This is a genomic window from Hypericibacter terrae, assembly GCF_008728855.1.
In the GTDB taxonomy this organism is placed as follows: domain Bacteria; phylum Pseudomonadota; class Alphaproteobacteria; order Dongiales; family Dongiaceae; genus Hypericibacter; species Hypericibacter terrae.
In genome coordinates this window covers 4,831,994-4,857,500 of the sequence record NZ_CP042906.1, presented here as the reverse complement: position 1 = coordinate 4,857,500, position 25,507 = coordinate 4,831,994, and the positions used below count along the sequence as shown (strand labels likewise).

Below are 25,507 nucleotides of genomic sequence, written 5' to 3'. Positions count from 1 at the left end.
CGGATGCATAGGAGCCGTTGTAGCCGGAGTTCCAGCCGCTGTAGCCGGAGTTCCAGCCGTTGCTTGCTGGTGGCCGTGCGAAGCACAGGCCGTGAGCAGGGCGACGCTGCAGATTACCGCAAGCTGTCGCCATGAATGCAAAAGCCTTGTCATGGGTTTGTCCCTCGGTTGGTTGGGAGCGCTTGGCATGCAGATCACGCACGTAGGACATTCTTCTTACCGCCGAGGTCAATCTGGTTCATTGACCTATGTCAAACGCCAAACGCCGGTTGGCACGCAACCAGCCTGCAGGCAAATGCCGTGCCTTATCGGCGGTCGGCATTGTTGTGGTTCGTGGACCACGACCGCCGGCCGATCACCGGCCCGGACCCGTGGCACGGCGACAAGTGGGCCTCGTGGAACATTGCCAGGAAATGACCAAAGCGGTTCCCTGCAACCAAATCAAAAACCCCGCCGGGGCGAGCCTGGCGGGGTTTTTTGCGCTCTCGGCGCAGCGGCCGGAGCCTTCGATCTTCGCCGGCCGCAGGCTTCGTCCTTGCGAACCCGCGCAGGCTCCGCAACGGCTTGCATTCACGGGCTCGATCTCTAAAATTATCGGCAAAGTTGATTCAAATAATCACCAGGCATTACTTTATATGATTACCAATATAGTTGAGAATTTACCTATACTTGTAGGGATCGGTGGCGCTATATTTATTGCATCAAATTCGAGAAACATTCGGGAAGGAACCCCAACCCATGTTTAAGACCCTGATGTCGAATTTCCTCCGCGACGAGTCCGGTGCCACGGCGATCGAATACGGCCTGATCGTTGCCCTCGTCTCGGTCGCCGCCATCGTCGCGCTGACCACCCTGGGCGGCTCGTTGAACAACATCTTCAGCCTCATCAGCTCCACCCTCAGCACCGCGGCTGCCGCCGGCAAAGCCTAAGACCGCGCCGCCGCCCTCGCGGCGGGCAGCCTGGCCGGCACGAAGGGCACGACCACCGCAGACGTGGAAATCTGCCGAGATCGAGTCTCCTGGACAGTCCCTGTAACCCAATGCCAAAAGCCCCGGTGCGAAAGCGCCGGGGCTTTCTGCATTCGAGGGGCGCGATCCTGGCGCATACCGCTTCGCATCCCTCGTCCGGCTTGCAGGAGAGCCGGAGAAACGCGCAGATTCACGGCCGACAGGGGCAGCCTCGAGCCCTTCCAGCTCGACCTCTTCGGGCGTTCGAGGCGGATCCGTTGCGCTCGGACGGGTCCCGTGAAGCCGACGTCAATCCGCATCGGGAAAGCATTCATGACCATCCTGTTCCATTACTCGCTGGTCAATCTCGCGCTCATGCTGCTCGATCTGGCCGTTATCGTCCGGATCATGCTCCGGCCCCATCGCGACCCCGCCTCTCGCATTGCCTGGATCGTCGTGGTCACCCTGCTGCCCGTCCTGGGCATCCTCGCCTATCTTCTGTTCGGCGAAGTGAGCATCGGGCGTCGCCGGGTCGAGCGATTGCGGGCTGTGCTGGCGGGTCTCCCGAAGATCCATGCCGATGGCGCCGCCGTCATTCTCGAACGGCAGGAGAATCTGTTTCGTCTCGGCCAGTCCATCAGCGGCTTTCAGCCCGTCGGCGGCAACAAGGCGCGCCTGCTCGCCGATTCCAATGCCACGATCGATGCCATGGTGGCGGACATCGACGCCGCCAAGGACCATGTCCATCTCCTGTTCTATATCTGGCTGCCGGACAACAACGGTCGCAAGGTCATCGAAGCCTTGAAACGCGCCGCGGCCCGGGGCGTCACCTGCCGCGCCATGGCCGACGACCTGGGCTCACGCTCCCTGATCCGGTCGGCCCATTGGCAGGATATGCGCCAGGCCGGCGTGCGCGTCGCCAACGGGCTGCCGATCGGCAACCCGCTGGTGCGGCCTTTCATGGGGCGGATCGACCTTCGCAACCACCGCAAGATCGTGGTCATCGACGATCGCATTACCTATTGCGGCAGCCAGAACTGCGCCGACCCGGAGTTCCTGGTGAAGGCGAAGTACGCGCCCTGGGTCGACGCGGTGATGCGCTTCGAAGGGCCCATTGCGCGGCAGAACCAGGTGCTGTTCGCCAGCGACTGGATGTCGCGCATCGACGAGGACCTCGGCGAGCTCCTGCGCCGGCCGCCCCCTGTCCCCGCTTCGGACGGCTTTCCCGCGCAGGTGATCGGCACGGGTCCCACCGTACGCTTCTCCGCCATGCCGGAAATGTTCGAGGCGGCACTGTTTGCGGCGCGGCGCGAGGTCGTCATCTCGACACCCTATTATGTGCCCGACGAAACGCTGCAGATCGCGCTCTGCACCACGGCCTATCGGGGCATCGACACGACCATCATCTTCCCGGCCCGCAACGACTCCTGGATCGTGAGTGCCGCCAGCCGCAGCTACTACGCCAGCCTTCTCGAGGCCGGCGTGAAGATCCACGAATATGTCGGCGGCCTGCTTCACACCAAGTCCCTGACGATCGACGGCGAGGTCACGCTGATCGGCTCCGCCAACATGGACCGCCGCAGCTTCGATCTGAACTACGAGAACAACATTCTCCTCTTCGATCCGACAGTCACCGCCGCGATGCGCCAACGCCAGATGGAGTATATCGCCGGCTCGAAGCCGGTTTCGAAGGAAGCGGTCGCCGCCTGGCCGATCTATCGGCAATTGTGGCACAACAGCGTCGCGACGGTCGGGCCCTTGCTCTGAACGTCTGCAGCCCGCGATCCTTCCCGGAGCGTTGTTGCTGAAGGGGCCGCAGTCATTCGGTCATGACAAACCGGCGGGTTCGGCTTAGGGTTCGATCCGCCTCCTCGGCTTTCATTTCCGGAACCTCGATCATGTCGAACAACCTGCCGGCCGGCGATCTGACCGCGCTCAGGACGAATCCCCCAGGCTTCTCGACCGTGGATGCCGAGCGCATCGCCCGCGAGCTCTACGGGATGGAAGCCCGCGCGACGGCGCTCTTCAGCGAGCGCGACCAGAATTTCCATCTGCGGCCGGCGCAGGGACCGGGCGCGGTGCTGAAGCTCTACAACGCGCTCGAGGATCCGGCGATCGTCGACTTCCAGATCGGCGCGCTCGGCCATCTGGCCCTCCAGGATCCGGGCTTACCGGTGCCGCGCCTGCTCCAGACCCGGACCGGCGAACGCTCGGCCCACGTGGAAGGGCCCGACGGTGCCGGCCACATCGCCTGCGCGATCACCTTTCTGCCGGGCCGGCTGCTCGAGAAGGCCCAGCCCGGGCCCGCGCTGTTGCGCGAATTCGGCCGCACGGTGGCGCGGCTCGACAAGGCCCTGCGCGGGTTCTTTCATCCGGCGGCGGGACAGCGGATCGCCTGGGACATTCGTCGCGCCGGCGAGCTGCGTCCCTATGCCTCGCTGATCGGCGATCCGGCCGCCGCCGCGGCCGTCGCGCGCGTGCTCGAGCGGACCGCCGGGCGGCTGCCGGCCTTCGCCGCCCTGCGGAGCCAGATCATTCATAACGACTGCAACCCGGGCAATGTCCTGGTCGACGCGGACGGTGCGCCCAGGGTCGCCGGGATCATCGATTTCGGCGACATGATCCACGGTCCCCTGGTGTTCGATCTCGCACTCGCGGCTGCGGACGTGGCGGGCGAGGGAATGGGGCCGATCGAATCCGCCCAGGAGATCATCGCGGGCTACAGCGCCGTGATGCCTTTGCAGGATGACGAGATCGCCACCCTCTATGACGCCATGCTGGCGCGCCATGCGGTGACTCTGGCGATCTTCGCCTGGCGGCAACGCCATGACCGCAGCGGCGCCGACAAGCTCGAGCAATATGAGCGCACCGGTCTGCCGGCCTTCGAGCGGCTCTTGTCGGCCGGGCCCCAAGCGGCCGAGGACGCCTTTCGCAAGGCGGCGGGCCTGGCACCGGGCGCCCCCTTCGTCTCGACACCGCGGCCGGCGGCAGCGGCAGGGAAAGATTCCGCCGAACCTCTCCTCGAGCGCCGGCGCCGGCTGCTGGGATCGGGACTGGAGCTGTCCTATGAGCGGCCCCTCCATCTGCTGCGCGGGGACGGGGTCTGGCTCTGGGATGCGGATGGCCGGCGCTATCTCGACGCCTATAACAACGTGCCGCATGTGGGCCATGCGCACCCGCATGTGGTGGAAGCGATCGCGCGCCAGTCGGCGCTCCTCAACACCAACACGCGCTATCTGCATGAGAGCGTGCTCGACTATGCGGAGCGTCTCTGCGCCCTGATGCCGGCCGGGCTCGATGTCTGCGCCTTCGTCAATTGCGGCAGCGAGGCCAACGATATCGCCTGGCGCATCGCCAAGGCCCATACCCATGGCACCGGCGCGCTGGTGATGGAGAACGCCTATCACGGCGGCACCGAGGCCGTGGCGGCACTCTCGCCTTACGATATGCCGGCCAGCGCCGTGGCGCCCCATGTGCGCACGCTGGAGGCTCCCGATCTCTATCGTGGCCGTTTCCGCAAAGACCATCCGGCCGCGGCGCAAGGCTATGCCGGCGACGCCGGCCGCGCCATCGCCTCGCTCGCGGCGGCCGGCCACAAGCCGGCCGCGGCGATGATCGATACCGCCTTCATCTCGAGCGGCATGCTCGACGTTCCGAAGGGCTATCTCAGGACCGTGGCGGAAACGGTGCGCGCCGCAGGCGGCCTCTTCATCGCCGACGAGGTGCAGTACGGCTTCGGGCGGTCGGGAACCCACTTCTGGGGCTTCGATTTCCACGGTGCGCTTCCCGACATCGTCACGATGGGCAAGCCGGTCGGCAACGGCCATCCCCTCGGCGTCATCGTGACCCGCCGGGAGATTCTCAAGTCCTTCACCGACCGCACCGACTATTTCTCGACTTTCGGTGGCAATCCGGTCTCGGCCTCCGCCGGCCTGGCGGTGCTCGATGTGCTGGAGCGCGAGGGCTTGCAGGAGAACGCCCGCAGGACCGGGGCTTATTTCCGCCAGGGCGTCGAGGCGCTGATGGCCCGCCACCCCGCGATCGGCGATGTTCGCGGCACCGGCCTGGTCATGGGCGTGGAGCTGGTGCGCGATCGCAAGACGCAGGAGCCGGCGCCCGATTGGACCCGGCGCGTCGCCAATCTTATGCGCGAGCAGGGAGTGCTCATCGGCACGGAAGGCCCGCGCCGCAACCTGCTGAAGATCCGCCCGCCGCTCTGCTTCCGGCCCGAGCATGCGGACCTCGCGATCGAGGCGCTCGACCGCGCGTTGGCGGCCCTTTAGCGAGCCCCTCGGGAGTCGCGCATTCAATAACCGTCGACGTCGATGACGGCCTTGGCGAAGGCCTGCGGGGCCTCCTGAGGCAGATTGTGCCCGATGCCGCCCGGAATGATCCGGTTCTCATACTTGCCGGAGAACTTCTTGGCATAGGCGCTGGGGTCCGGGTGGGGCGCGCCGTTCGCATCGCCTTCCAGGGTGATGCTGGGCACGGCGATGACCGGAAACTCGGCGAGCCGCCGTTCGAGATCGTCATATTTCGCCTCGCCTTCGGCCATGCCGAGCCGCCAGCGGTAATTATGCACCACGATGGCGGCATGATCGGGATTGTCGAGGGCGGCGGCGCTGCGATCGAAGGCGGCGTCGTCGAAGCGCCACCGCGGTGACGCGAGCTGCCAGATGAGCTTGGCGAAATCACGCCTGTTCTGTTCGTAGCCGGCCCGGCCGCGCTCCGTGGCGAAATAATACTGGTACCACCATTGCAGCTCGGCCTTCGGCGGCAACGGCTTCTTGTTGGCGTCCTGGCTGCCGATCAGATAGCCGCTCACGGAAACCAGGGCCTTGCAGCGCTCCGGCCAGAGCGCTGCGATGATGCAGGCCGTCCGCGCCCCCCAATCGTAACCCGCGAGGATTGCCTTCCGGATCGCGAGCGCCTCCATCAAGGCGACGATATCGACCGCCGTCACCGACTGCTGGCCATTGCGGATCGTGTCATCGGAAAGAAAGCGCGTCGGGCCGTAGCCCCGCAGATAGGGGACGATCACCCGGTAGCCTGCCGAGGCCAGCGCCGGCGCGACATCGACATAGCTGTGGATGTCGTAGGGCCAGCCATGCAGCAGAAGGACCGGCGGGCCATCGGCCGGTCCGGCCTCGGCATAACTGACATTGAGCAGACCGGCATCGATCTGCTTCAGGGCACCGAACGAGCTGTGGGCCCCGGGCTTGATCGCGGGCAGATCCGCAAGATACGTCCCGCCGGATTGCGCCTTCGCCGACCTGGTTCTCCCGAGCTCGGCGGCGGCGATGGCCAGGGCGGCCGCACCCAGAAAGCGGCGGCGATGGGGGTCGATGTCGAGCATTGCGCGGCTCCGATTGTCTTGTTGGACCGATGTAAAGAATCTGCCCGCCTGCGAAGCGGCAGACCCTTTCCACGGCGAACCTGTCTCAGACGATGGGGATCAGGACGTCGACATTGTTCCGGATCGCTTTGGAATAGGGGCAGGTCTGGTGGGCGGCATCGACCAGGACCTGGGCGAGCTCCTGGTCCAGACCCGGGAGGCTGACATTGAGCCGGGCGCGGAGGAAATGGGCGCCGTCCGCGAGATTCAGGTCGAGCTCGGCATCGATCGCCAGGTCTGGCGGGAGCGTGACCTTCATTCTGCGGGCCGCGAGTCCGATCGCAGCCTCGAAGCAGGCCGACCACCCCGCGGCGAAGAGCTGTTCCGGATTGGTGCCGTTGCCAGGCCCGCCCGGTGTCGACAGCCTGATGTCAAGCCGTCCGTCGGCGCTGCGGGACGCCCCATCCCTGCCGCCCGTGGTGTGGGTTATGGCGGTGTAGAGAACTTTTCCGGCTAGAGCCACGACGGATTCCTCTTTGAGCGATGTCGAGATGCCAGGCACGCGTCGGTCGCGCTGCTCTGCGCATGCCCGATAAGGGCCTCAATCGACCGCGCTCGGCTCGGTCTGCAAGGCCGCGATCAGTTCGGCCGTGGTGAGGATCGCATGAGCGTAAGTCGGCCCGTTGAGCTTGTGGGCGGCGTGCATCATCTCCGGCGAAAAGGCGGCCGTCGCGTCCGTGACCAGGGTCACGTGATAGCCCAGCTCCATGGCGAACCGGCCGGTGGATTCGATGCAGGTATTGGCGATCAGGCCGATGAGGACCACCTTTTCGACATCATGCTGCTTGAGCTGCTGGTCGAGGTCGGTGTTGGCGAAGCCGCTCTGCGCCCAGTGCTCCTTGACGATGACGTCACCCTCTTGCGGCGCGAAATCCGGACGCCATTCGCCGCCCCAGCTGCCTTTGGCGCAGAACTGGATCCTGCCCGACGAGATCTGCGTGTGGTTGGGATGCTTCCAGCGCTGATAGTCTCCGGGCTCCCATCGGTGATGGGGCACGATGAAAACCTGGATGTTCCTCGCCCGGACCGTCTCCAGGACGGCCTTGAGATTGTCGATCAGACGGACCTGCTCCGCGACCTCCTTCACCCTTGGCCACAGCTTGCCGCCTTCGGAAAGGAAATCGTTGTACGGGTCGACGAACAGCAGGCCCGTCCGCGCGGGATTGTAAGTCGGCGTGGTCATTCTGCGACCCTCCAGCGGTCGTCTCCGGCCGCACCGCCCCTCGCGGGTCCTGGCCGGCGTGATCCAGACGAGACAGGAACCGCTCAGACCACGATGTAGGTGGCGGCGATGTTGCCCTTGATGGCCTTCGAATAGGGGCAGATCCCTTCGGCATCCTCGACCAGGCCCTGCGCGATGCTCCGGTCGATGCCGGGAATGGACACCTTGAGACGGGCGCTGAGGAAGTACGCGCTATTGTCGAGATGAAGGTCGACCTCGGCGTCGATCGCCAGGTCGGCCGGCAGCTTGATCTTCTTCTTGTGGGCCGCGAGCGCGAGCGCGCTTTCGAAACAGGCCGACCAACCGGCCGCGAACAATTGTTCGGGGTTGGTGCCGGTGCGCGGTGAACCGGGGGGCGACAGCATGACGTCGAGGCGGCCGTCGGAGCTGCGCGAGATGCCGTTCTCGCGCCCGCCGGTGGTGTGGGTCTTCGCGGTGTAGATCACTTTTCCAGGTTGGGTCATGGTGGGGGTCCTCGCTGAGAAAATGCCTGTTTCCTAGGCGCCGAGCTGGCCGACGTAGTGACCGAGACGGTTTTCGACGTCGCCCGGCTTGTGGAAGCCCTGCTCCATCAGCTTCTTGATGCGGGCCTGGGTGGCGGGACGCTGAACGGACGCGATGAAGGCGTCCCACTCCGGTGCGATGTCCGCATCGGAGGGCAGGCTGGCCCTGTTGGCCAGACGCTTCGTTTCGGCGATGGCCGGCTTGTCGAACGATGCTATCCGCCTCGCGAGCGCATCGACGAAGCCATCGAGCTCGGAATCGGGCAATGAGCGATTGACGTAGCCATAGCGCTCCGCGAGATCGCCGCCGATATCGTCGGCGCCCAGCAACACCTCCAACGCTCGCCCACGCCCTATCAGGCGCGGCAATCTCGCGATCGGGCCGCCGCCGGGGACCAGGCCCGCGCCGACTTCCCATTGCGACAGAATCGCCTTCTCCCGGCTGGCGAAGCGCATGTCGCTGGCAAGAGCGAGCTCGCTGCCGACGCCGCTGGCCCGTCCCCGAATGGACGCAATCGACACGACGGGCGCGCGGCTGAGCCGCGCCAGCATGTCGGGCAGAGGCTGGAGGCCGGTCGTGCCCGGCGGCAGGCTCGTCGACTCCTCGAGCCTGGCGAGGAAGTCATAGTGGGTGAGAAAGAACCCTTCGACCGCGCTGTCGAACACCACCACCTTCACGCTCGTGTCGCTCTCGAGCGATCTGACGATCTCTTCCAGCTGCGGAATTGTGTCGGGCCCGAAGATATTCAGCGGCGGATGGTCGAACGTCACTCGCCAGTAAGCGGACGAAATCCGCTCGAGCCGAATCTGTCTTGTGTTTGAGGGCTTGCTCATTTTCATGTCCCTTCAGCACCGGGTAGGGGAGGGGGCGGCGCGCACAGGACGCGCGCCGCCGCCGGCCTCAGATCGACTGCCGCAGCGGCCGGAACGAGACCCGGAGCTCGGCCGTGAGGAGTTCCGGCTGTTCCCAGGCGGCGAAGTGGCCGCCCTTGTCGAGCTTGTTGTAGTGGAGGAGTTTCGGAAACGCCTGCTCGGCCCAGCTGCGCGGGGCCTGATAGAGCTCGTCCGGAAAGGCGCTGACCGCGACCGGGATGGTGATGTGTTTGACGTCGAAGAAGGCCAGCTTGTTCTCCCAGTAAAGACGTGCAGAGGAGACGCCGGTGTTCGTCAGCCAGTAGAGCGTGATGTTGTCGAGGATATCGTCGCGCGTGAGGCCTTCGGTCTTTCCGTCGAACACGCGTGCCATGAGTTCATAGCTGCGCGCGTCGTGGTCGAGGATCCAGGCCGCCAGGCCGGCGGGCGAATCCGCGATCCCATAAAGCGTCTGAGGGCGGTTCGACATTTCGAGGGCGTAGGCCAGGCCATGCTTGTAGAAGAAGTCCAGCTGGTCGTACGCATGTTGTTCGTCGGCCGAGAGACCCGCTGGCGGCGGGCCGCCGAGCTGGAGCGCCTTTGAGACGGCGGCCGGGACGGTCGCCGGCATGCTGGTGTGGATGCCGAGCAATTCCGGCGGTGCCTGCACGGCCATCTGCTCCGTGACGGCATCCCCCCAATCGCCGCCCTGCGCCACATATTTCGTGTATCCAAGCCGCTTCATCAGCACGATCCAGGCGCTGGCGATGCGGACCGGGTCCCAGCCGGTCGCGGTCGGCTTGCCGGAGAAGCCGTAGCCGGGCATCGACGGAATCACCAGATCGAAGGCGTCCGACGCATTCCCGCCATGGGCCGTGGGATCGGTCAGCGGACCGATGATCTTCAACTGCTCGATGATCGAGCCGGGCCAGCCATGCGTGACGATGAGCGGCAGCGCGTTCTCTTCCTTCGAGCGAACATGGATGAAATGAATGTCGAGCCCGTCGATCTCAGTCACGAACTGCGGCAGCGCATTCAGTTTCGCCTCGATCTTCCGCCAGTCGTAATCCGTCCCCCAGTAACCCACGAGCTTCTGCATCGTCGCGAGCTGGACGCCTTGCGTATCGTCCGTGGCGAGCTCCCGTTCGGGCCACCGGGTGGCCGCGAGACGCCGGCGCAGATCGACGAGATCCGCCTCCGGCGCATCGAACCGGAAGGGGCGGATGGCGTCGTTCTCGGCCGCTGCCGCCTGCTCTATGGGAAACAGGTTGAGGCCACCTGCGACGGCCGAGGTTGCCAGCAGCGCGGTCGCGGACGTGGTCAGGAACTCGCGCCGGGTGGTCGACGACAATGATTCGGTCATGGTCCTTCTCCTTTATGAAAGGGCGGGCTCGAGCGGTCGAGGCATTGCGGCTCTGCGGCCGTCCGCTTGCTGCTTCACCCATTTAGGCAGAGGCCCCGGGAGGACGCCCGTTATGCGCTGTTAGCAGTTGTCAGCGATGGCAAGGCGCAGGGGCGTTCGGTTGAAAGTTCAGTCAACGGACCTGCCGCCCCTCGCGGAGGGACGTGGTGGAGGAAACCCGCCGAATCCCTCCCAGCCAAGTTCTTATGCCCGGAAGCGATCACCGGTTCTTGAAGGGGAACGAGCCCTGTTCGCCCTTGGTGCGGCATTGATCCCTGTCCTAGGATGCCGCCCAGGTCGCGCCGCCCCGAAAGATGACGCCATGATGACGCCATGACGGCACCGACGAGAGAGGTCCTGTCCTTTGGCAGTTTCAGCCTGGTTCCGAGCGAACGGCTCCTCACCAGGGAAGGCGTAACGCTGCAGCTGGGCGCGCGCACGCTCGACATCCTGATTGCGCTGGTCTCACGCCCCAACGAAGCCGTCAGCAAACGGGACCTCATGGCACGGGTCTGGCCCGACGTCACCGTCGGCGAGGGCAGCCTGCGGTTTCACATGGCGAGCCTGCGAAAAGCGCTGGGCGACGGCCAGGAGGGGGCCCGTTACATCGCCACCCTGGCGGGCCGGGGCTACTGCTTCGTGGCGCCCCTCTCGCGGTCGAGCGAGCCGGGGCGCCAGGTGGCGCCGGATGCCGCCGACATCCCGCGGACCAACCTGCCAAGCCGCCTGGTCCGGATGGTCGGACGGGCCGATTCCGTCCTGATGCTGTCGACACAATTGGCCGCTTCGCGTTTTGTCACCGTCGTCGGCGCGGGCGGCGTCGGCAAGACCACGGTTGCCGTCGCGGTCGGCCATGATCTGGTGCAGAGCTTCGCGGGCGCCGTGCTCTTTGTCGATCTCGGCACGCTGAGCGATCCCAATCTCGTGGCCGCTTCCCTCGCCTCCATGCTGGGGCTCTCCTTTCAGTCGCAGGATCCGACGCCGAGCCTCATCGCCAATTTGCGCGACAAGCGAATCCTGCTGATCTTCGACAATTGCGAGCATGTCATCGAGGCTGCCGCGGCCCTGACGGCGCGCATCTTCGCGAGTGCGCCCCAGGTCCATATCCTGGCGACGAGCCGCGAGGTCCTCAGGGTGGAAGGCGAGCAGGTCTACAGATTGGCGCCCCTGACCGTTCCGCCGGACGATCCGGGTCTCACGGCGGCGATGGCACTGACATTCCCCGCGACCCAGCTCTTCATGGAGCGGGCGACGGCGAGCGGGGCCCGCCTCCATCTCAACGACGCCAATGCGGCGACCGTGGCCAACATCTGCCGCAAGCTCGACGGCGTGGCGCTTGCGATCGAGCTGGCTGCCGGCCGGGTCGCCGCCTACGGGCTCCAGCAAACCGCTGCTCTTCTGGAGGAACGGCTGTCCCTGCTGTGGGTGGGTCAGCGCACGGCGCCACCGCGCCAGCAGACGCTGAAGGCGACACTGGATTGGAGCTACGGGCTCCTGTCCGACCTGGAGCGCGTGGTGCTTCGCCGCCTCGCGGTGTTCGTCGGGCAATTCACCATCGAAGCGGCGCTGGCCGTGGTGACGAGTGCGACCGTCGATGAGGCTCTGGTCTTCGGCGCGATCGACAGCCTCGTCGCCAAATCGATGGTGGCGAGCCGCCCCGTGGGCGCCATGATGCGCTATCGGCTCCTGGAGACAACGCGCGCTTATGCGCTCGAGCTCGAGGCCGACGCCGCCGAGCTTGCCGAGCTGGCCGCGCGCCACGCCTCCTATTACCGGCGATGGCTGGAGCAGTCCGGAGCCGAATGGCCGGCTTTGTCGAGCGCGGCGGAGCGCGCACCCTATCTGGCAGCACTCGGGAATGTGCGGGCCGCCCTGGACTGGTGCTTTGGCCCCCATGGCAAAGCCGATGTCGGCGTCGGGCTTGCGGCCGCCGCTGTGCCCGTCTTCCTGTCGATGTCCCTGCTCATGGAATCGGCCCGCTGGTCGGAGCGCGCGATCCTCGCCCTCGACCCGGGCATGCGCGGCGGGCCCCAGGAGATGCAGCTTCAGGCGGCGCTGGGGTTGTCATCGATGTTCACCCGCGGCAGCAGCGACGCGGCGCGCGGAGCTCTGACCCGAAGCCTCGCGATCGCGGAAGAGCGGGGCGAGGCCCTGGACCAGCTGCAGCTGCTGGGCCTGATGCATATGTTTCATCACCGCGCGGGGGACTTCAAAACCGCCCTGCATTACGCGAAGCGCTGCTCCGCCATTTCCGGGACGGTTGCGGATCCGGCCGCCGTCGCCTTGGCCCATTCTCTTCTCGGGCGCTCCCTCCGCCATAGCGGCGATCTGAACGGCGCCCGACGGGAGCTCGAGGCGGCCCTGCAGCAAGGGCGCGGCGCCTCGCGGGCCAGCGGGCTCTATCTCGGCTTCGATCACCACAATTACGCGGGCGTCGCGCTCGCGCGGACCCTGTGGCTGCAGGGCCGTGCGGCCCAAGCCATGGAGCGCATCCGCCAGACGGTCGAGGACGCCGCGTCGCTGGATCACCCGGGAACCCTGTCCATCGCCCTCGCCTGGGCCGTCTTCCTGTCGCTCTGGAGCGGCCATATCGAGAGCGCCGAGGAACATATGGACTGGTTCATCGCGCATGCGGATGCCCATTCGCTGAAGCCCTATCTGGCGGTCGGACGCGGCTTCAAGGGAGAGCTGGCGATCCGCCGCGGCGATGTGAAGGGCGGCGTCGAGACGCTGCAGCGCTGCCTGGCGGAGCTCCATGCGGCGCGCTACGAGCTGCTGACGACGGAGTTCAACCTCTCCATTGCGCAAGGGTTGGCGGCGCTCGGCCGGCAGGCCGAAGGCTTCGACTTGATCGAGGAGACGATCCGGCTGGTGGAGGGAAACGGGGACCTCGCCCATATGCCGGAATTGCTGCGGGTGAAGGGGAACATGCTTCTCTCGATGTCGCGGCCCCGGTCCGAGGAAGCCGAGGCCCTTTTCACGCAGTCGCTCGAATGGAGCCGCCGTCAGGCGGCTCTCGCCTGGGAGCTGCGCGCCGCGACCGATCTGGCGGCGCTTTGGGCCCGTTGGAATCGACGCGACGAGGCCCGGGAGCTTTTGCAACCGGTCTATGAGCGATTCCAGGAAGGCTCGGACATGGCGGACATGAAGGCCGCCGAACGGCTGCTGGCGAGCCTGGACTAGCTTCGGGTCACTTGAGGGTCTCGGAGAATAATTCCTGCATGGCGGTCCAGGAACGCGCATCGGCTTCGGCCGAGTAGTGCATCGCCTGCGGCAGGCTGCGCTTGGCGGCTTCGACATTGGTGAAGCTGTGCACCGTGCCGCCATAGAGATGCATCTGCCAGTCCACGCCCGCCTCCCGCATTTCCGATTCGAAGGCTTCGCGCTCGCCGAGGGGAATGAAGGGATCGTCCGCGCCGATGCAGACGAGGACGCGCCCGCGAATGGATTTGGCATCGGTCTTCGGCGCGGTGGTCTTCAGGCCGCTATGGAAGCCGACGACCGCCTTGATGTCGGCGCCCGATCGCGCCAGCTCGAGCGACATGGTGCCGCCGAAACAGAAGCCGATCGAGGCGATTCGACGGGGATCGACTTCCTTGCGCTGCTGGAGCGCCTTCAGACCGCCGAGTCCGCGGGCGCGCATGCGCGAGGTCTCGGCATAGAGGGGCCCGAGCGCGCCGATCGCTTCCTGGAGATAGCCGATGAGCCGGCCCCCGCCATGGATGTCGCAAGCGAGCGCCACATAGCCCAGCGTCGCCAACCGCTTGGCGCGCGAGATCGCATGCTCGCCCAGCCCGAAGGCTTCCGGGAACACCAGAACGCCAGCCCGCGCCTGGGTGGCCGGCTCGAAGAAGAGCTGGCTCTTCAGGGCGATGCCGTCCGCCTCGCAGGTGATCGTTTCGTTCCGCACGGGCTTCTCCCATATCGGTCGTCGGCCCCAGGCGGTCGCGACCTCGGGCCGGCGCCGCGATGCCGGATCGCCTTTCAGGGCGTCGCCACGGCGACGACCCTAACATCGCGAGGCCGGCGATCTTGAACAAACCGATCTGCCGCCGCTCCCTCTCGGCCGCGCCCTTTCTGCCTGGATCGGTTCGTCGAGAGGCCCTAAATTCCTAGGATATGGTGCTGTCCGGCGACGGGCGGGCACCGACACGGGGGGCTCTCATGACCGCGATTTCACGCGTCGCCGCTGCTGCCTTCGCTTTCGCCCTGCTCGCGGCCGGTCCGGCCATCGCCGACGATACGGTCGATTGCAGCAAGGGCGACGTCGCGGCGACGCCGTTGGCGGGAACGCTCAACGGTGCGGCGTTTGCCGCGGACAGCGTGACCTTCGATCCGGTCGAGCAGCGCACGCAAGGGCCAGCGACCTTCGACGTCTATCATTTCTACTTGAAGGACAAGAGCGGCGCCGTGCTCGACCTCACCGCGATCACGGTGACCGGCACGCTGCCGGACGGCAAGACGTTCCGCTCCGGGCTCAACGGAGATTCGCCCGAGGCCGGGCCCGGTTCGCCGGAGATCCAGGGCTGGAGCATGAACGACGAGTCGAAGAGCCTCGAGATCGGCTTCTGGGAAGTGGCCGACGCATCGCTGCAGATCGTCTTCGGCAAGCGCAGCGGGGATACGCTGCCGGCGCAGGTCCATTTCTGCGTGCCGTCCAAGCAGAGCGAAATCGCCGGCAGTTTCGATATTCCCCTGAAATGAGGGCGGCCGGCCTCGCGGCCGGTCTCGGCGCCAAGGGAAAGCCCCGACCCCAAGCCGGGGCTTTTCGATTCCGGGCGCTTCCTGTCCCGAAAGACTTGATCCCGATCGGATCGCATGATTGAAGCAGGGGTTGCCCGAGTTCTCGATTGGTGGAGGGACCGCAGACGATGCATGACGAGGCACTTCTGATCGCGACCGTGGCCATGGCCTTCGTGCTGGCCTTCGGCTTCGGTTTCCTCGCCTATCATCTGCGGTTGCCGCCGCTGGTCGGATACCTGGTCGCCGGCATCGCGATCGGTCCCTTCACGCCGGGCTTCGTCGCCGATGGCGGGCTTGCCGGACAGCTGGCGGAGATGGGCGTGATTCTCCTCATGTTCGGGGTCGGCCTCCATTTCTCGGCCGCGGACCTGATGGCGGTCCGATGGATCGCGATACCCGGCGCCATCGGCCAGATCGCGCTGGCGACCCTGGTGGGCACCGGTCTTGCCTTGGCCTGGGGCTGGAGCCTGGGGGCCGGCCTGATTCTCGGTCTCAGCCTCTCGGTCGCCAGCACGGTGGTCTTGCTGCGCGCGCTGGAGGACCGCAATGCGGTCGCCACGCCCAACGGCCGCATCGCGGTCGGCTGGCTGATCGTCGAGGATCTGGCGATGGTGCTGGCCCTGGTGCTGCTGCCGGCCATCGGCGAAATGCTGGGCGGCCACGCCGACACGCATGGTGCCGGCGCCGAAGGCAGCCTTCTGGTGAGCGTGGCCATCACGCTCGTGAAAGTGGCGGCCTTCGTCACCCTGGCCATCCTGCTCGGTCCCAAGCTGGTGCCCTGGCTGCTGAAGCAGGTCGCGCGCACAGGCTCGCGCGAGCTCTTCACCCTGTCGGTCCTGGCCGTGGCCATGGGGATCGCGTTCGGTTCGGCCAAGCTGTTCGGCGTCTCCTTCGCGCTCGGCGCGTTCTTCGCCGGCGTGGTGCTGAGCGAGTCCCGCTTCAGCCATCGCGCGGCCGCGGACTCCCTGCCGCTGCAGGATGCCTTCGCCATCCTCTTCTTCGTCTCGGTCGGTATGTTGTTCGACCCCTCGATCCTGATCCGCGAACCGCTGGCGGTCGCCGCCGTCCTGCTGCTCATCATCCTCGGCAAGTCGGTCTTCGCCTTCGTGATCGTCATTCTGATGGGCTATCCCAAGTCGACGGCGCTGACGGTTTCGGCGAGCCTCGCCCAGATCGGCGAATTCTCCTTCATCCTGGCGGGGCTCGGGGTTTCCATGGGCCTGCTACCCGGCGAGGGGCGGGATCTGATCCTTGCGGGCGCCCTGTTCTCGATCACGCTGAACCCGCTCGTCTTCAGCGCGGTCGACAAGGCCCTGGCGAAATTGCGGCCTGGGACCTATGGCGAGAAGCGGTTGGCCGGATTGCAGGCGCAGCTGACGTCATTGCGTCAGCGCATGGAGGCCCGCGAGGCCGAGCACAGCCTGCAGATCCAGAATCTCGTCGACCTGTTTCCGATCTTCGCCGACCTCGATCATCAGGCCCGCGAGGATCTGCTGATGCTGTTCCGGCCGCGGTCGGCGACGCCGGGACAAAGAGTGATCCGCAAGGGCGACCGCCCCGATGCGGCCTATTTCATTTCGAAGGGAACGGTGCAGGTCAGCGTCGGCGATCGCCTGATCCCGCTCGGCCCCGGCGATTTCTTCGGCGAGATGGCCCTGCTCAGCGGCGCCCGGCGATCGGCGGACGTGACGGCGACCGACTATTGCCAGTTCCTGACCCTCGACCAGCGCGAATTCCGCAGTTTCGTGGCCCGCAATCCGCGGCTGCGCGAGCAGCTGGACGCGCTGGCGGCACAGCGCAGCGCCATGAACCGCGACCGCCCCGAAGCGGCGCCGGTGCCGACGATCTGACGGCGGAGGGGCGTCCCCGCCGCTATCTCGGGACACCTTTAAGCGTTTGTGTTGGAAAGATATTTTTTCACGTCTGCGGGCCCTCTGTCGGTCCCCGCGAATTGCAAAAACGAGAAGACTGCCTGCGAAACCCGGCAAGTCCGGGGCCTGCCTTCCGGGGCACAACAGGGGCCAGGAAACGAGCCGCGCCGCTGACCCCAGCGGTGACAGGCCGATAACGCAGGAGATCCATCTTGTCTCTCGGACAGACGATTGCCCTCGCCGCCGCCCCGATCCTCGCCGTCGCGAAAGTCTCGACCGGCGTCATCATCGCCAAGAGCGTTGCGCTCGGCACGCTTGCCGCCGGCGCGATCGCGGTCATCCGCAACCGGCGTGAATTCGGGCGCATCGCCCAGATGGACGCCGCGCAGCTGCGCGACATCGGATTGACGCCGGCCGACATCTACGACGCCGAGAGACTGCCGCTCACCAGGGCCCGACCCTGGCCCTGGCGCGCCTGGTCGACGAGCGTCGGCCGCGCGTTCGCCATGCCTCGACCTCCGGGGAATAACGCCGTGACGTCTCGCACCGGTTCAGGATGTCGTTCCCCCCGACCCTCCTGCCGTTGCGACAGGCCCCGGCAATGCAGGATGCTCGCCGGGGCCTAACCGCTTTCTGTCTGGACTTTTCTCCTCCCTCCTCGAATAAATCCGAGGAGCAGCTCAGTTGAGCCAGAAAGGTTCACCCGTGACTTGTAACAAAACCGTCGTGACGCGGCGCGGCCTGTTGGCGGTCGGTGCGGGCGTCCTGGCCGCAAGCCGATGGCCGTTCGGGACGCTGACCGCCACGGCTGACACAGGGGCAGGGGATATGATCAAAGCCGAACCATGGAGCAGCGAGAATCGCTTCCTCATCGGGGCGTTCAGGCCGGTCTTCGACGAGCGGGACGACACGGACCTGACGGTCGAAGGCGAGATTCCGCCGGGCCTCCGGGGCGTCTTCATGCGCAACGGCCCTAATCCGCAGTTCCAGCCGGACGGACACTATGCCTATCCCTTCGACGGCACGGGCATGGTCCATGCGCTCTATCTCGAGAATGGCAAGGCGCGATACCGGAACCGCTGGGTCGTGACGCAGGAACTGGCCGCGGAGCGGGCCGCCGGCCGCCGCCTCTACAACTCGACCTTCAGCCCGCCGCCGCATGCCGATCTCGCCAACACCAACATCGTCCGTCATGCGGGGCGCTATCTCGCCCTCTATGAGGGCGGCGTGCCCTATGAGCTCGACCGCGATCTCGCGACGGTCGGCCTGTTCAACTATGGCGGCAAGCTGCCGAGCGTGATGTCCGCCCACCCGAAGCTCGATCCGGTCACCGGCGAGCTCCTGTCGATCGCCTATAACTGGGAGACGGGGGCCCTGGTCTATCTGCGGGCGAGCCGATCGGGGACGCTCGATCGGATCCTCCCCTTCCAGGCGCCCTGGGGGGCGATGGTGCATGATATCGCCATCACCGAGCGCCATGTCATCGCCTTCATTTGTCCCCTGATCTACGCGCCGTCGCAGTCGGGCCCGCCGGTCACCTGGCAGCCGGACAAGGGCGCCATGGTGGCGGTGGTTCCCCGCGACGCGCAGGCCGAGAGCGATGTGCAGTGGATCGGGGGCGCGCCCTTCTTCAATTTCCACACCATGAATGCCTTCGCCGAGGGCAATCGCATCGAGGTGGTGTTTCCCTGGTACGATTCCTACTCGCTGACGGCGCCCGCCCAGCGGCTCGAGCTTCATCGCATGGTGATCGATACCGACGCCAAGACGCTCCAGGACGAGACCATCGATACGCAGGCCTGCGATTTCTCCCGCGTCAACGACGCCTATCTCGGCCGCAAGGCCCGCTTTGGCTATGCCGGGCTTCGCGATCCCCGCCCCGGCGACACGCGGCAAGGGGGCGCCTTCGAGGCGATCGCCCGCTACGACCTGACGACCGGGGCGAAGACCGTCCACCTGTTCCCGAACGGCGAGACGGTGTGCGAGCCCGTCTTCGTCGCCGATCCGCAAGGCAAGGCCGAGGAAGACGGCTTCATCTTCACCTTCGTCCACGACTTCGCCGGCGAGGCGGGCAGCTTCCAGATCCTGGATGCACGCAATCTCGCCGCCGATCCGATCGCGATCGTCCGCCTGCCCCGCCGGGTACCGGCAGGGCTTCACGGGTCCTGGATGCCGGCATAAGCCCGGCGCCAGACAGCGGCCGCCGACCCCTGGGGCCGGCGGCCAGGGTCCGTCATGCCGGCACGATGGGCGATTTCTGCTTGCGCAGCGCGTTCATCACCTGCGGATCGAGCCCCAGATGCGCATTCACCAGCTCCGGCGGCGTGAGCGCCATCCACTGGTCCAGCGACAGGTCGGCATAGTAGCTGCTCTTGAACATCTCGAGGAAACGCACCGGGGTGTCGCCGATGTTCTCGACATAGTGGCCCATGGCGAAGGGCACATAGCCGACGTCACCGGCCTGGAAGTCGAAGGTGCGGGCCTGCCCCGCCGCGGCGAACACGCCCATCCGGGCCTTGCCCTCGATGTAGTACTGCCATTCGTCGGCATTGGGATGCCAATGCAGCTCGCGCATCCCGCCCGGCTCGATCTCGACCAGCGCCGCGGCGATCGTGGTCGATACCGGGAAGTTGCTGGAATCGGTGATCCGCACCGTGCCGCTCTTCGTCTTGATCGGTTCCTGCGCCAGCATCCGGTGGCTGAAGCTCTGCGGGACAGGGGTTGCACCGGGGATCTTGTCCGAAGCCAGGGGGCCCGGCATCGGTGCCGGGAAGATATACCGCTCGCTCGGATCGGGGGTATGCCCGAACAGGGTGGCCGGAGCGCCGAAATTCTTGCCGAGCACCTCGGCTGGCGTGTGCTTGAACCAGTCGGTGATCAGGAAGGTGTTGTCCTCGTCGAATTCGCCGTCGTCGAACACCAGCAGGAACTCGCAGCCATCCGGACCGAGGCCCTGGATAGAATGCGGAATGCCGGCCGGGAAGTACCACAGGTCGCCGACCCCCACGTCGTCGACGAAATTCCGTCCCTCCGCATCGATCGCGGTGATGCGGGCGCTGCCGTAGAGCATGTAGGACCACTCGGCCGCCTTGTGCCAGTGCAGCTCGCGCACGGCGCCGGCATTGAGGCGCATGTTCACGCCCGCGATGTTCTTCGAGACGCCGAGCTCGCGCACGGTCACCTGGCGGGTCCATCCGCCCGGCTCGAGCCGCATATGAGCGTCGGAGAACGAAAAACGCAGATTGGGCAGCGTGCCGTGATCGGTCGCCGGCGGCGCATAGAGATCCGGGTTCTGCCGGGTCAGTTCCGCATTGCCGGGACCGGGGTCGGTTCCACCCACCCCCGGGCGCGTGGGCGTCGGTATCGTCTGAGTCGTGTCCGCTTTGGCCGCTGTCGCCGCCATTGCCAAGCCGCCGGCGGCGGTTGCCGCCAGCACGCTACGACGTGAGATATTTGCCATGTTGTTGTCTCGCTTTCGATTGCCCCCGGAAAAGTCCCCCGGAAACCGCTGCCTCACTCACCAGACGACGTCCAGAAGCAGCTTTGCGTTCAGTGCGATGATCGCGACCGCCACGAGGATCGCGAGTGCCGTCAGCCATCGCGGGTTGACGAAGGATCCCATCTTGCGCCGATCGCTGGTGAACCTGACCAGCGGCACCACGGCGAAGGGGAGCTGCATGCTGAGAGCCACCTGGCTGAGCACGAGCAGATCCGCCGTGCCCTTCTCTCCGTGGAGCGCGGTCACGACGACCGCTGGCACCACCGCCAGAAGGCGGGTCACGAGCCGCCGGAGCCAGGGAGGGATGCGGATCTGGAGGAATCCTTCCATGACCACCTGCCCGGCCAGGGTCGCCGTCACGGTCGAGTTCTGTCCCGACGCCAGGAGCGCCACCGCGAAGACGGCGCTGGCCGCCGAAACGCCCAGCGCCGGCGCCAGGAGGGCGTGTGCCTGCTCGATCTGGGCCACGCCGCTGAAGCCGGCGACATGGAATGCGGCCGCCGCAAGGACAAGGATGGCCGCGTTGATCAGCAGCGCGAAGGTCAAGGCGATCGTGGAATCGAGCGTGGCGAAGCGAATGGCCTCGCGCCGGCCGTAAGGGGTGCGATCGAAGTCCCGGGTCTGCACGATCGACGAATGCAGATAGAGGTTATGCGGCATGACCGTGGCGCCGAGGATGCCGATCGCGACATAGAGCATGCCGGGATCGGTGACGATCTGGAGGGTCGGGACGAATCCGGTCAGGACATCGCGGATGGCAGGCCGTGCCAGCGCGATCTCGAAGGCGAAGCAGGCGGCAATGATGATGAGGAGGCTGAGAACGAAGGCCTCGAGCCTCCGGAAACCTTTGTGCTGCAGGAGCAGGATCAGCATCACGTCGGCCGTGGTCAGGCACACGCCGACCAGCAGCGGAATGCCGAACAGGAGCTTCAGCGCGATCGCCGTGCCGATCACCTCGGCGAGGTCGCAGGCGATGATGGCCAACTCGCAGAGCAGCCAGAGAGCGAACACGACCGGCGGCGAGTAATGGTCGCGGCAGGCTTGGGCGAGGTCGCGTCCCATGACGATGCCGAGCTTGGAGCTCAGCGCCTGCAGCAGGATCGCCATGAGATTCGACAGCAGGATGACCGAGAGCAGGCTGTAGCCGAAGGCCGAGCCGCCGGCGAGATCGGTCGCCCAGTTGCCGGGATCCATATAGCCGACGGCGATGAGATATCCCGGACCGGAGAATGCCAGAAGCTTCTGCCAGAAGCGGGAACCGGCATTCACCGAGACCGAACGGTGGACTTCGGCCAGACTCGGCTGGACCATCGCCATCAGACTGCTCCTGTGCCGCGATCCGCCAGGCGGGGTCGATCGACATATGCGGGGGTCGCCGTTCGAGCGACATGACTCGTTGCAATGGAAATATGTTCAGCGTCCATCGCTTCCAGCTAAATTCCGCCTCAGGGAAACGGCGCGGCAGGATTAGTCGAAAAGCCGCAAGATGCTGCCGATTGCCGCATCGGTCCGCCGCTCGGCGATAGCCACGAGCGATCACAGCCTCGGAACGTCGCGTCGGAAGAACCGGCAACGAACCGGCGCGCGAGATGGAATTCCAGGGACGATCGACGGCGGCTGGTCGCCGGCGGCTACGCTCGGGCGGCCGGCGGCGCCCATTCCTCGGCGCTGGCGCCGGCCAGCGCCCGGACGCGCGCCTCGTCCTTGGCGAACTCGGCGGCGATACCCGCGAACACGACGCGGCCGTCATCCAGCACATAGGCGCGGTCGGCGATCTCGACCGCCGCCCTGACATTCTGCTCGACCAGCAGGACCGAGATGCCCTCCTGGCGCATCGAGGTCACGACCCGGAAGACCTCCTGGACGATCAGGGGCGCCAGGCCCTGCGACGGCTCGTCCAGGACCAGGAGCTTCGGGTTCAGGAGCAGGGCGCGGGCGATCGCGAGCATCTCCTGCTCGCCGCCCGAAAGCTGCCGGCCCTTGTTGGTCTTGCGCTGCGCCAGGCGCGGAAACAGCTGATAGATGCGCGCGAGGGTCCAGGGGCCGGCGCGCTCGATGGGGACCCGCAGATTCTCGTCGACTGTCAGATTGGGGAAGATCCGTCGTCCCTCGGGCACATAGCCGAGGCCGAGCCTGGCGATGCGGAAGGGCGGCCAGTGGGTGGTCGTCTGGCCGAAGACCCGCACCGTTCCCTTGCGCGCCGGTGTGAGCCCGACCAGGCTGCGCAGCGTCGTCGTCTTGCCGGCGCCGTTGCGGCCCAGCAGGGTGACGATCTCGCCTTCGTGGACCTCGAAGCTCACGCCCTGCAGGATGTGGCTCTTGCCGTAATAGGTGTGAAGGCCCTCGACTTCGAGCGCGTTCATGCCACCTTCCCCAGATAGGCCGCCTGCACCACCTCGTTGCCGGCGATCTCGCCGGGTGTGCCCTCGGCCAGCATCTTGCCTTCGGCGAGCACCATGATGCGGTCGGCCAGATGGAACACGACGCGCATGTCATGCTCGATCAGCACGATCGACAGCTTCTCGTCCTTGTGCAGCTTGCGAATGAGCTGGGTGATGTCATAGGTCTCCTGCTCGCCCATGCCGGCCGTCGGCTCGTCGAGCAGGAGAAGGCGCGGCCTGAGCGCCAGCGCCATCATGATCTCGGTCGCCCGCTGATCGCCATGCGAAAGCTCGCCGACCAGCCGGTCGGCCTTGTCGTCGAGACCGCTCCGGGCGAGGAGATCGCCGACGCGGGCCTCGATCTCGGCATTGACTTGGCGCGGAAGCCAGATCCGAGTCCGGTATCCGGCCGCAACCTCGACCGCGATCCGCAGATTCTCCCGCGTGCTCAGCTCGGGAAACACCTCCGTAATCTGAAAGGTCCGCGCGATGCCGCGCCAGACGCGCCGGGCCGGCAGCAGTGTCGAGATATCCCCGCCGTCGAACAGGATGCGTCCCGACGACTGGGTGAGGAATCCGCTGATGAGGTTGAAGAAGGTGGTCTTGCCGGCACCGTTGGGGCCGATCACGGCCCTGAGCTCGCCAGGCTCGACGGTCATCGAGACATCGTCGACGGCGACCAGCTGGCCGAAGCGCTTCGAAACGTTCTCGACCTTGAGAAGCGTCACGACACGTTCTTCCGCTTGATGAGGCCGAGCACACCGCGCGGGAAGAACAGCACGATCAGCACGAAGAACAGGCCGACGAAGGACATCCAGTTCTCGGTGTGGCTCGAGATGTAGTCCTGCAGCACCAGGAAAATGGCGGCGCCGATGAGCGGGCCCCAGTAGCTGCGCATGCCGCCGAGGACCGCCATGATGACGAAGTTTCCGGACTGGTCCCAGCGGATCGCGCGGGGGTCGATGAAATCGCTCAACAGCGCGTAAAGACCGCCGGCGACGCTGACGAAGAAGCAGGAGATCACCCAGGAGAACCAGATATGGCGATCGATGGGAATCCCCAGAAACCGGGCGCGACGCTCGTTCTCGCGGATCGCCATGAGCGTGCGGCCGAAGGGCGATCGCAGCAGGAACGCCATGGCGCCGACGCAGACCGCGAAGACCGCCAGCACGAAATAATAGAGCGCCTTGTTGTTGCCCAGGATGTCGAGCGTGGCGACGCCCAGATCAATCGGCTGCCGCTGCCAGGCGCTCAAGCCGTCGTCGCCGCCGGTGACCGAGCTCCATTTGAAGGCGATGAAATAGAACACCTGGCCGAAGGCAATGGTGACCATGGCGAAATAGACGCCGCGCAGCCGCACGATCAGGAGCCCGATCAGCCCCGCGGCCACGGTCGCGACGGCGACTCCGACCAGGAGCGCGAGGGGCGTGCTCGGATAGAGGAACTTGATAGTCATGGCGGTGCCGTAGCCGCCGAGACCGAAATAGGCGGCATGGCCGAAGGACAGCACGCCCGTATATCCCAGCAGGAAATTGAGCGCCATCGCGGCCAGCGCGTAGATCACCACCCGCGTCCCGAGCTCGACATAGCCGCCGAGTCCCACCAGCCAGAAGGGTGCGGTCAACAGCAGCAGCCAGATCAGGATATTGCCGACGCGTTTGTCGATCACAGGCACTAGAAGCGGCCCTCCTCGCCCAGGAGCCCGTGCGGCCGCACGATCAGCACCGCGGCCATGATCACATACATGACGGCTTCGCTCGCGGACGGGAAAAATACGGTGGTGATGCCGGAGGCCGCGCCGATCAGGAGGCCGCCGGCCAGCGTGCCGGGCAGGCTGCCGAGACCGCCAACGATGATCGAGATGAAGCTCGGCATGATGAGGGAATCGCCGATGGTCGGCTGCAGCCCCAGCATGCCGGCGGCGAGAACGCCCGCCAGCCCCGCCAGATAGATACCGAGCCCGAAATTCAGGCTCCGCAGCACGCGCACATTGACGCCGAGGACGGACACCGTCTCGAGGTCGAAGGTGCCGGCCCGGATTCGCAGGCCCAGGCGCGTGCGGTTGAGGATCAGGAAGAGGCCGATCACCGCGACCGCGACCAGCGCCATCATGAAGACGCGATAGCCGGTCAGGAAGAACAGACTCGAGCTCAAGGGGGCCGCGAGCACGGCCGGGATCTGGTAAGGCAGGCTCTGCGCCCCCCAGATGAAGCGCGTCCCGTCCTGGATCATGAAGGCGAGACCGAAGGTCAGCAGCAGGCTGTAGAGCGGATCGCGCCCGTAAAGCCGCCTGATCAGGACGCGCTCGATCGCGACTCCGAAGAAGGCGACGAGGAAGGGGGAAACCAGCAGCGCCCCCCAGAAGCCGATATAGGGGATCAGCGTGTAGGCGAGATAGCCGCCGATCGCGAGGAAGCCGCCATGGGCGAAATTGATCACGCCGGAGAGATTGAGGATCAGCGACAGCCCGAGGGCCATCAGCGCGTAGAAAGCGCCGATGATGAGGCCGTTGACGATGTTGAAGAGCAGCAGCGTTGTCATGCGGCGGTTCCGGATGCCCCCTGCTTGGATCTTCCGAAGCGAATTCCTGCGCCTTCCACGCGCGTCAGTCCCGATGGCTCGACGACCGGAGATGTCCCTTAGGAACCCGGCCGTCGGCCGCCGCGAGCGCTCGCGGCGGCCGCTGCTTCT

The 25,507-nt window shown here is 66.1% G+C and carries 23 protein-coding genes (1 of these 23 only partly in view); 9 read left to right on the top strand and 14 right to left on the bottom strand.

From position 1 onward, the window contains the following. Nucleotides 1-9, bottom strand: partial view of an OmpA family protein gene (locus FRZ44_RS22205; protein WP_225308395.1) — the beginning only. It extends 345 nt beyond the left edge of the window; 9 of the gene's 354 nt are visible here — the first part of the coding sequence; it begins with the start codon at nucleotides 7-9; its stop codon lies off the left edge, out of view. 404 nt (nucleotides 10-413) lie between these two features. Here FRZ44_RS22205 and FRZ44_RS22200 point away from each other — a divergent pair, with 404 nt between their 5' ends. From FRZ44_RS22200 to FRZ44_RS22185, 4 genes are all read left to right on the top strand, one after another. Beyond that, nucleotides 414-746: a hypothetical protein gene (locus FRZ44_RS22200; protein WP_151179234.1), complete on the top strand. Its 333-nt coding sequence runs from the start codon at nucleotides 414-416 to the stop codon at nucleotides 744-746. Continuing rightward, the gene (locus tag FRZ44_RS22195; RefSeq protein WP_151179233.1) at nucleotides 739-930 is read left to right on the top strand and encodes a Flp family type IVb pilin; all 192 of its coding nucleotides are present in this window, start codon (nucleotides 739-741) and stop codon (nucleotides 928-930) included. Before FRZ44_RS22200 ends, FRZ44_RS22195 begins: the two co-directional genes overlap by 8 nt. Before the next feature lie 351 nt (nucleotides 931-1,281). Next, entirely contained in the window at nucleotides 1,282-2,715 is a 1,434-nt protein-coding gene (gene cls / locus FRZ44_RS22190) for a cardiolipin synthase (protein ID WP_151179232.1), read from the top strand. Between the two features lie 131 nt (nucleotides 2,716-2,846). Beyond that, entirely contained in the window at nucleotides 2,847-5,231 is a 2,385-nt protein-coding gene (locus FRZ44_RS22185; RefSeq protein ID WP_191908247.1) for an aminotransferase class III-fold pyridoxal phosphate-dependent enzyme, read from the top strand. 23 nt (nucleotides 5,232-5,254) lie between these two features. On the opposite strand, the gene FRZ44_RS22180 is transcribed toward FRZ44_RS22185, so the two are convergent. The 6 genes from FRZ44_RS22180 to FRZ44_RS22155 all read right to left on the bottom strand — a co-directional run bounded on the left by FRZ44_RS22180 (nucleotide 5,255) and on the right by FRZ44_RS22155 (nucleotide 10,283). After that, nucleotides 5,255-6,304 carry an alpha/beta fold hydrolase gene (locus FRZ44_RS22180; RefSeq protein WP_151179230.1) on the bottom strand — a complete coding sequence of 350 codons (1,050 nt, stop codon included), beginning with the start codon at nucleotides 6,302-6,304 and terminating at the stop codon, nucleotides 5,255-5,257. 85 nt (nucleotides 6,305-6,389) lie between these two features. Continuing rightward, nucleotides 6,390-6,806 (bottom strand): organic hydroperoxide resistance protein, encoded by a 417-nt coding sequence (locus tag FRZ44_RS22175; protein WP_151179229.1) that lies wholly within the window; start codon nucleotides 6,804-6,806, stop codon nucleotides 6,390-6,392. Between the two features lie 78 nt (nucleotides 6,807-6,884). After that, a complete protein-coding gene (locus FRZ44_RS22170) occupies nucleotides 6,885-7,526 on the bottom strand; it encodes an isochorismatase family cysteine hydrolase (RefSeq protein WP_151179228.1) in 642 nt (213 codons plus the stop codon). Nucleotides 7,527-7,609: 83 nt separating this feature from the next. Continuing rightward, nucleotides 7,610-8,029, bottom strand: a complete 420-nt coding sequence (locus FRZ44_RS22165; protein ID WP_151179227.1) for an organic hydroperoxide resistance protein — start codon at nucleotides 8,027-8,029, stop codon at nucleotides 7,610-7,612. A gap of 33 nt (nucleotides 8,030-8,062) precedes the next feature. Next, complete coding sequence (locus FRZ44_RS22160; protein WP_151179226.1) at nucleotides 8,063-8,902, bottom strand: enoyl-CoA hydratase/isomerase family protein; 840 nt, start codon at nucleotides 8,900-8,902, stop codon at nucleotides 8,063-8,065. Nucleotides 8,903-8,969: 67 nt separating this feature from the next. Beyond that, nucleotides 8,970-10,283, bottom strand: a complete 1,314-nt coding sequence (locus FRZ44_RS22155) for an epoxide hydrolase family protein (protein WP_151179225.1) — start codon at nucleotides 10,281-10,283, stop codon at nucleotides 8,970-8,972. Between the two features lie 372 nt (nucleotides 10,284-10,655). Here FRZ44_RS22155 and FRZ44_RS22150 point away from each other — a divergent pair, with 372 nt between their 5' ends. After that, entirely contained in the window at nucleotides 10,656-13,505 is a 2,850-nt protein-coding gene (locus tag FRZ44_RS22150) for an ATP-binding protein (RefSeq protein WP_151179224.1), read from the top strand. A gap of 7 nt (nucleotides 13,506-13,512) precedes the next feature. Here the strand turns inward: FRZ44_RS22150 and FRZ44_RS22145 are convergent, their stop codons facing one another. After that, on the bottom strand, nucleotides 13,513-14,232 hold the full coding sequence (locus tag FRZ44_RS22145) for a dienelactone hydrolase family protein (protein ID WP_151179223.1): 720 nt from the start codon (nucleotides 14,230-14,232) through the stop codon (nucleotides 13,513-13,515). Between the two features lie 254 nt (nucleotides 14,233-14,486). Here FRZ44_RS22145 and FRZ44_RS22140 point away from each other — a divergent pair, with 254 nt between their 5' ends. From FRZ44_RS22140 to FRZ44_RS22125, 4 genes are all read left to right on the top strand, one after another. Beyond that, nucleotides 14,487-15,026, top strand: a complete 540-nt coding sequence (locus FRZ44_RS22140; RefSeq protein WP_151179222.1) for a hypothetical protein — start codon at nucleotides 14,487-14,489, stop codon at nucleotides 15,024-15,026. A 167-nt stretch (nucleotides 15,027-15,193) separates the two neighbouring features. Continuing rightward, nucleotides 15,194-16,915 carry a cation:proton antiporter domain-containing protein gene (locus FRZ44_RS22135; RefSeq protein WP_151179221.1) on the top strand — a complete coding sequence of 574 codons (1,722 nt, stop codon included), beginning with the start codon at nucleotides 15,194-15,196 and terminating at the stop codon, nucleotides 16,913-16,915. A 233-nt stretch (nucleotides 16,916-17,148) separates the two neighbouring features. After that, nucleotides 17,149-17,562: a DUF1127 domain-containing protein gene (locus FRZ44_RS22130; protein ID WP_191908246.1), complete on the top strand. Its 414-nt coding sequence runs from the start codon at nucleotides 17,149-17,151 to the stop codon at nucleotides 17,560-17,562. 202 nt (nucleotides 17,563-17,764) lie between these two features. Then, nucleotides 17,765-19,117 carry a carotenoid oxygenase family protein gene (locus FRZ44_RS22125; RefSeq protein ID WP_151179219.1) on the top strand — a complete coding sequence of 451 codons (1,353 nt, stop codon included), beginning with the start codon at nucleotides 17,765-17,767 and terminating at the stop codon, nucleotides 19,115-19,117. A 52-nt stretch (nucleotides 19,118-19,169) separates the two neighbouring features. On the opposite strand, the gene FRZ44_RS22120 is transcribed toward FRZ44_RS22125, so the two are convergent. The 6 genes from FRZ44_RS22120 to FRZ44_RS22095 form a co-directional block, all read right to left on the bottom strand. Then, a complete protein-coding gene (locus tag FRZ44_RS22120) occupies nucleotides 19,170-20,396 on the bottom strand; it encodes an oxalate decarboxylase family bicupin (protein ID WP_151179218.1) in 1,227 nt (408 codons plus the stop codon). Between the two features lie 57 nt (nucleotides 20,397-20,453). Continuing rightward, a complete protein-coding gene (locus tag FRZ44_RS22115; RefSeq protein ID WP_151179217.1) occupies nucleotides 20,454-21,752 on the bottom strand; it encodes an Nramp family divalent metal transporter in 1,299 nt (432 codons plus the stop codon). 314 nt (nucleotides 21,753-22,066) lie between these two features. Beyond that, nucleotides 22,067-22,798, bottom strand: a complete 732-nt coding sequence (locus FRZ44_RS22110; protein WP_151179216.1) for an ABC transporter ATP-binding protein — start codon at nucleotides 22,796-22,798, stop codon at nucleotides 22,067-22,069. Continuing rightward, nucleotides 22,795-23,544: an ABC transporter ATP-binding protein gene (locus FRZ44_RS22105; RefSeq protein WP_151179215.1), complete on the bottom strand. Its 750-nt coding sequence runs from the start codon at nucleotides 23,542-23,544 to the stop codon at nucleotides 22,795-22,797. The genes FRZ44_RS22110 and FRZ44_RS22105 overlap by 4 nt, the downstream gene beginning before the upstream one ends. Continuing rightward, nucleotides 23,541-24,491: a branched-chain amino acid ABC transporter permease gene (locus FRZ44_RS22100; protein WP_151179214.1), complete on the bottom strand. Its 951-nt coding sequence runs from the start codon at nucleotides 24,489-24,491 to the stop codon at nucleotides 23,541-23,543. The genes FRZ44_RS22105 and FRZ44_RS22100 overlap by 4 nt, the downstream gene beginning before the upstream one ends. Next, a complete protein-coding gene (locus tag FRZ44_RS22095; RefSeq protein WP_151179213.1) occupies nucleotides 24,491-25,357 on the bottom strand; it encodes a branched-chain amino acid ABC transporter permease in 867 nt (288 codons plus the stop codon). The genes FRZ44_RS22100 and FRZ44_RS22095 overlap by 1 nt, the downstream gene beginning before the upstream one ends. Nucleotides 25,358-25,507 lie beyond the last annotated feature (150 nt).